Raw genomic sequence first — 6,472 nt, 5'->3', positions numbered from 1 at the left:
CCGAAGATCCCCGCTTCGGTGGTCGCGGTCGAGAGCGTCACTCCGGCTTGCGCCGCGAGCGGGCCGAATTCGGCGAAGACCTTCTCGACGAAGAGCTGTTCCCCCGCGACGTCGACGTAGTGGACGCCGGCGGCGATGGCGGCGCGCAGCACTCCCTCGCCGCGACCGGTGTAGTCGGGCAGCGTACTGATCACGGCGTCGACGTCGGCGAACGCGGCGACGAGCGCGGCGTGATCGTCGGCGGCGGCGACGCGGACCTCGGCGGCGAGTCCGGCGAGCCGCGCGGCGTCGCGGCCTACGGCCACGGTCTCGATACCGCGCTCGCGCAGTTCCCGCACCGCGAATGTTCCGACGTGGCCACTGGCTCCGTAGACGGCGATCTTCATGTCGTGTTCCTTGTGCTCATCGGGCTGATGAACACAGCGTATGAACGATTCGTGAGACAAGAAATCATCCAGAATCTTGTCTGGATATCCGACCGTCTCTGCGAGTACCGTTTTGAACATGGATCTGCTGAGCGATGTCCTGGCCACCGCGAAGACCGGCAGCCCAGCCTCCGGCATGTTCGTGCGGCACGCGCCGTGGGGTCGGGCGTATCCACGCATCGAGAGCGCGGGCTTCCATGTGATTCTGCAGGGTTCGTGCTGGCTGACGCGACCCGATGCGCAGCCGCTGGCACTGGGCGCCGGTGACGCGGTCTTCATGCCTCGCGGGGTGGCCCACGATCTGCTCGACCAGCTCGACAGCCCGGTGACCGAAACTGCGGGCCCCGAGGATGTCCGGATCGTGACGGGGCCGGGCGCTCCCGCGACCCTGCTGTGCGGTTCCTACCAGCTCGCCGCCGACCGAACCCATCCGCTGCTGACGGAACTGCCCGAGGTGGTACACATTCCGGCCCGGCTCGGCACGCATCCGTCGCTGCGCGCCGCGGTGGACCTGCTGGCCGACGAACTCACCCACCCCCACCCCGGCGCCGACGCGGCGATACCCCCACTGCTGGACCTGCTGCTCCTCTATCTCCTGCGCGCCCGGCTCGCGGACTCCGCCCAGACGACCGGCTGGGCGGCCGCGGTCGCCGACCCGGACATCTCCCGCGCCCTGCGCGCCGTCCACGACGACCCCGCCCACGGCTGGACCGTCGAATCCCTCGGCGCCCGAGCAGGTCTCAGTCGCGCCGCCTTCGCCAAACGTTTCACCACGCTGGTCGGCGAGCCCCCGCTGACCTACCTCACCCGCTGGCGCATGCTCACCGCTGCCCGCCTGCTCCGCGACACCGACCACCCACTCTCGACCGTCGCGAGGCACACCGGATACAGCTCCGAGTACGCGTTCAGCAAGGCCTTCAAACGCGAATTCGGCACGGCACCTGGCCGATACCGCTCGACATCGATCGAGGTCCTGCTGGCGGGCGTGCGGTAACCGTCAGTCGAGCACAGCCGTAGCCTCCACCTCGACGAGCAGATCCGGCTCACCGAGCGCAGCCACCCCGATCAACGTGATCGGCTTGACCGGATCCACACCGAGCTTCGCCGCCGCCCCGGCAACGCCTTCGCCGCTCCTCGACACGCGAGATCAGTTGAGTTGGGCTACAGCGGCTTTCGTTGCCTCGGCGACGAGGTCGTTGGAGGGTTCGGCGTTCTGGTCCGGCTTGGTGGTGAGGACGGCGAGGACCAGGGGCGCGCGGTGGGGGGGCCAGGCGATAGCTACGTCGAGGGCGGAGCCGTAGGCCGGGCTGCCGGTTTTGTCGCCGACGATCCAGTCCGTGGGCAGACCTGCCTTGATGCGTTTGGCGCCGGTCTTGCTCGCCTTCAGCCACGTGGCGAGTTGGGCGCGTTCGGGCTCCGGGAGGGCGGTGCCGACGACGAGGGCACGGTAGTTCGCCACCAGGGCGGCAGCGGTGGTGGTGTCGCGTTCGTCGCCGGGGATCGCGGTGTTGAGTTCGGGCTCCCAGCGATCGAGACGGGACACGGTGTCACCCAGGCTGCGCAGAAAGGCGGTGAATCCCGCTGGGCCACCCAGCAATCGGAGCAGCATGTTGCCCGCGGTGTTGTCGGACAGGGTGATCGCCGCGTCGCAGAGCGCGGTGACGGTCATGCCGGTGTCGATGTGTTTCTCCGTCTCCAGCGAGTTCACGACGATGTCGGCCGCGGTGTAGCGGATGACCTGGTCGAAATAGCCGGTGGACAGCGGATGCGCCTGCAGGAGTGCGCCGCACGCCATACCCTTGAAGGTCGAGGCCATCGGGAAGCGTTCGTCCTCCCGGTAGTCGACCGTGGCTCCGCTTGCGGTGTCAACTACCGACAGACCCAGTCTGGCGCCGTATTTCGCCTCCATGCCGGCGAATGTCGCGGTGGCGGGCACGGCCGCCGAAGTACTCGGTGCCGGTTCGGCGTCGTTGCGCGAGCAGGCGGTGCACGTCACGGCCGAGATCGCCAGCGCGACGGCGGCGATCCGGGTGCGGAGGCGGGGCGTCAGTGTGGAGGAAGTCACCGGTGCACGCAATCATCGCCGACCGGTTCGAAGCCAATACCGGACAGCGGGCTGGACGAGTCGCAACCGATATCACCGCAGGTGAACAGCGGTAACGCGACAGGGAAGACCGATACCCACCAGCTCGTCCGCCCAGATCGACCGAGCCGTGGCAAGAGCGCTGGTTCAATGGCCGATATGGATCTGATCCGCCACCTCCGGTTCTTCGTCTCCGTCGCGGACGAGGGCCACTTCGGGCGGGCAGCAGCGGCACTCGACATGACCCAACCTCCCCTGTCGCAGGGGTTGCGCCGCCTCGAACAACATCTCGACGTCGAGCTCATCCACCGCACCAGCCAGGGCGCGCTACTCACCACCGCGGGCAAACACCTGTTGCCGCGTGCCCGGCTGCTCGTCGACGACGCCGACCGATTGCTCGCCGAATCACTGCGGATCGCGCAGCTCAGCGGGACCGTGCGGTTCGCTGCGACGACCGCGCTACCCGATCGTCTGGTCACCGCGTGTGTCACCGGCTTGCGCGCCGCGGGTGGCAGCGTGGCGACGACACTGGCCACGACCGTCGATCTCGTCGCCGAGGTGCGCGCGGGCATCTGCGATGTGGCGGTGATCGAACATCCGGCGCTGGTCGACGGGGTGGAGGCCGGACCGGTGGTGAAGTTACCGCGCTGGTTGGTGGTACCCGCCGAGCACCGCACCACCACCGCCGAACGACCGACCTTCCCGATGCTCGCCGGACTGCACTTCGCGCATCCACCGCGCGCCGCGAACCCGCCCGCCTTCGACAGCATCATCGACCTGCTGCGGGAACGGGGGCTGGACGCACCACCACTCGCGGCTCCCGACGATCGGGCGGTGTTGGCCGCGGTGGCGGCGGGCACGAGTTTCGGCGTCACCGCCACCTCGCCGACGCCGACACCGGGAGTGGCCTGGCTCACGCTGGCACCGCAGTCGATTGCCTTGCGGATCAGGGTAATTCGCAGAGCGGACGCGGGAGCGCATGCCGATGCGCTGGATCGGGTGCTGTACCGGGAGCGGCTGCGATGAGTGTGTTCGACGCGGCGGTGCCGGCATGACGGAATCGGCGAGTGCCCGGATCCGTGCCGTGTTCGCCGATGCGGGCTGCGTCGGCTGGTTGCACGCCCGGCGCTGCGATGGGTCCGTCGGCGAGATCTCCGTCGGTGGGCACGAGCGGGTGGTGATCGCGTCGGTCTACAAACTGCTGCTGTTGGCAGCGTTCTTGCGACAGGTCGACCACGGCCTGATCGACCCCACCGGCCGGCTCACCATCGATCCCGCCGACTGCACGCCGGGCCCTACCGGCCTTGCGGCACTCCATGATCCGGTCACGCTGAGCCGCCGCGATCTGGCGGCATCGATGATGACCGTGTCCGACAATGCCGCCGCCGATGTCCTGCTCGGCGAGGTCGGTCTCGCCGCGGTGAGCGAGCTGGTGCACGAGCTCGCTCTGACGGATACCCGGATCGTCGGCGGGACGGCCGACCAGCACCGCAGCCTGGTCCGCGATACCGATACCCACAGCACCGCAGAGGCTTTCGCGGTCCTGGCGGACAACGACGAGGCGTGGACCGTCTCCGCCTACGACCCCTCCTACGCCAGCGCGACCACACCCGAGGAGATGACCCGGTTCCTGGGGAAGCTGTGGACCGGTGACATATTGTCCACGGCCGGTACGGCATTCGCGCGCACGGTGATGAGCAAGCAGATCTGGCCGCACCGCATCGCCGCCGGATTCCCCCATCGCGGAGTCCTGGTGGCGGGCAAGACCGGCACCATCGGGGTGATCCGCAACGAAGTCGCCGTCGTCGAATTCCCTGGCGAAACACCGGTAGCGGTAGCGGTCTTCACCCGCGCCGCCCGCGCGGATCCGATGCTGCCGGTGGTCGACACCGCGATCGGCGAGGCGGCACGGATCGCCGTCACCGAACTGCGCCGCCCGCGCTGAGGTGACAACTCTCTGACGACCATGGCTAGCATCGTCGTTTGTGGGTGGAGATTCTTCCGGCTTCGGCCGAGTGCAGAAAATCGGGATCGCGGCGGGGGCGCTGGGTGTGGTGCTGGCGGTGGCGACTCCGTTGCTACCGGTTCAGCAGCAGCGCGCGAGCCTGGAGTGGCCACAGCCCCAGTCGATGCAACTCAGCGCGCCACTCGTGGACTACGTGCCGTTGTCGCTCGACGTGAGCATTCCGTGTACGGCGTTGCGCGACATGACCGGCGGGACAGTCCTGTCCACCGTTCCCGCCCAGGCGCCGCGAGCAGGATCGAAAGGCTTGGTCGCGCGCATCGAGGACCGGCCGGGAGCCGGGCGCACATTGTCCGTGGTGCTGCGCGACAAGCTGCTGTTGAGCACGCCGATCGCGGATATCGCGGGGAACGACCCAGTGAAAGAGAGCTCAGCCGCCGACGACCGTGATGGCACACAACCACCCCCTACCGACGCGAACCGGCCACCCGCCCCCAACGGCGCACCGCCCGTGGGCGGCACTCCCCCTAACAACGCACCGCCCGCCAGAGGCACCCCGCCCAACAACGCACCGCCCGCCAGCGGCACCCCACCCAACAACGCACCGCCCGCCAGCGGCACCCCACCCAACGGTGCACCGCCCTCTGGCGGCGCCACTCCCAACGGTGCGCCACCACCCGGCGGCACCACTGCACCTAACGGCGCGCCACCCACCGGCACTGCTCCACCCAGCGGCGCTCCCGCTCCTGGCAGCACTCCCCCTTCGGGCGCGGTTCCGCCGAACGGGCCGAGCGGTGCGCCGTCCTCGACGACGAAGCCACCGGGCGGCGCGCCCGGCGCAGCCGTGCCCGAGACCGCACGCGACGCCCGATGCGGAGCGCTGACCGTGGTTTCCACCGGCTCGAGCACGACCGCCGAGCTCACCGGTATGACCCGGGCCGACGGCTCGCCGATGAAGACGACCGTGGACGCTGATGTGCGACCACAGGTGGTCGGAGTCTTCACCGAGCTGGATCGCGGACGGATGGGAGACGCGCGACTGCATGCCGAGATCGATGCGCGGTTCTCGTCGAGTCCGAGTGGCTGGAAGCTGGCGGCGATCGTCGGGGCGGTATTGAGCGCCTTGCTCGCCCTGATCTGCCTGCACCGCGGCGACGCTCGCGACGGCCGCCGGACGCGTCGCGTTCTGCCCGCCCGGTGGTGGCGGTTCACCGGTCTCGACGCGGTGGTCGCGGGCACATTGGTCAGCTGGCATGTGTTCGGCGCCAACAGTTCTGACGACGGCTACATCCTCACGATGGCGCGCGCGTCGAAGGAAGCGGGCTACACCGCCAATTACTACCGCTGGTTCCAGGTCGCGGAGGCACCGTTCGGGTGGCCCTACGAGGTGCTCGCCCAGATGACCCGGGTCAGCGAGATCGGGGTGTGGATGCGGTTGCCCGCATTACTCGCCGGGTTCGTGTGCTGGCTGGTGATCAGCCGGGAAGTGTTGCCGCGCCTGGGTTCCGGTGTGCGCGCGAGCGGGGTCGCGCGCTGGACCGCGGCCCTGGTGTTCCTGTCGATGTGGCTGCCCTACAACAACGGCCTGCGTCCCGAGCCCCTGATCGCGGTCGGCGCGCTCCTCACCTGGTGCTCGATGGAACGGGCGATCGCCACCCGCCGCCTGTTGCCCGCCGCCGTCGCGGTGCTGATCGCCGCGTTCTCCCTGGCGGCCGGTCCCACCGGATTGATCTGCGTGGCAGCACTGCTGGCCGGTTCGCGACCGGTGCTGCGCACGATCATCGCCCGCGCCAGACCGGCTTCGGGCGTCGGCGCGTCCGCTCGCGGAACTGTGGTCCTCCGATACGCCGCACTCGTGGCCCCGATCGTCGCCGTGGGCACTCTCGTACTGGTCGTCGTCTTCGCCGACCAAACCTTCTCGACCGTCCTCGAAGCCACCCGCGTGCGCCAGCTCGTGGGCCCCGACATGTCCTGGTTCGAGGAACGCACCCGCTGGGATTC

The 6,472-nt window shown here is 69.2% G+C and carries 7 protein-coding genes; 4 read left to right on the top strand and 3 right to left on the bottom strand.

Going from position 1 to position 6,472, the window contains the following annotated elements; all coding sequences use genetic code 11:
- The coding region (locus tag ACFWF3_RS19810; protein WP_379314783.1) for a saccharopine dehydrogenase NADP-binding domain-containing protein at window positions 1–386 on the bottom strand (386 nt) is incomplete at its 3' end.
- 118 nt (window positions 387–504) lie between these two features.
- On the opposite strand from ACFWF3_RS19810, the gene ACFWF3_RS19805 reads away from it, so the two are divergent.
- Complete coding sequence (locus ACFWF3_RS19805; protein WP_379314782.1) at window positions 505–1,419, top strand: AraC family transcriptional regulator; 915 nt, start codon at window positions 505–507, stop codon at window positions 1,417–1,419.
- Between the two features lie 3 nt (window positions 1,420–1,422).
- On the opposite strand, the gene ACFWF3_RS19800 is transcribed toward ACFWF3_RS19805, so the two are convergent.
- Window positions 1,423–1,566, bottom strand: a complete 144-nt coding sequence (locus tag ACFWF3_RS19800; protein ID WP_379314781.1) for a hypothetical protein — start codon at window positions 1,564–1,566, stop codon at window positions 1,423–1,425.
- A gap of 6 nt (window positions 1,567–1,572) precedes the next feature.
- Window positions 1,573–2,490, bottom strand: coding sequence for a class A beta-lactamase (bla, locus tag ACFWF3_RS19795; protein ID WP_379314780.1), 918 nt, complete (start codon window positions 2,488–2,490; stop codon window positions 1,573–1,575).
- Window positions 2,491–2,658: 168 nt separating this feature from the next.
- Here bla and ACFWF3_RS19790 point away from each other — a divergent pair, with 168 nt between their 5' ends.
- The 3 genes from ACFWF3_RS19790 to ACFWF3_RS19780 all read left to right on the top strand — a co-directional run.
- Entirely contained in the window at window positions 2,659–3,534 is an 876-nt protein-coding gene (locus tag ACFWF3_RS19790) for a LysR family transcriptional regulator (RefSeq protein WP_378991439.1), read from the top strand.
- A gap of 25 nt (window positions 3,535–3,559) precedes the next feature.
- Window positions 3,560–4,453, top strand: coding sequence for a serine hydrolase (locus ACFWF3_RS19785; RefSeq protein ID WP_379314779.1), 894 nt, complete (start codon window positions 3,560–3,562; stop codon window positions 4,451–4,453).
- Between the two features lie 40 nt (window positions 4,454–4,493).
- Window positions 4,494–6,472: arabinosyltransferase domain-containing protein (locus ACFWF3_RS19780; protein WP_379314778.1), on the top strand; the 1,979-nt coding region annotated here is incomplete at its 3' end.

Source organism: Nocardia sp. NPDC060220 (assembly GCF_042727815.1).
Taxonomy (GTDB): Bacteria; Actinomycetota; Actinomycetes; order Mycobacteriales; family Mycobacteriaceae; genus Nocardia.
Note: the sequence above shows the minus strand (reverse complement) of the source record. Positions and strands in the feature narration are given on the sequence as shown.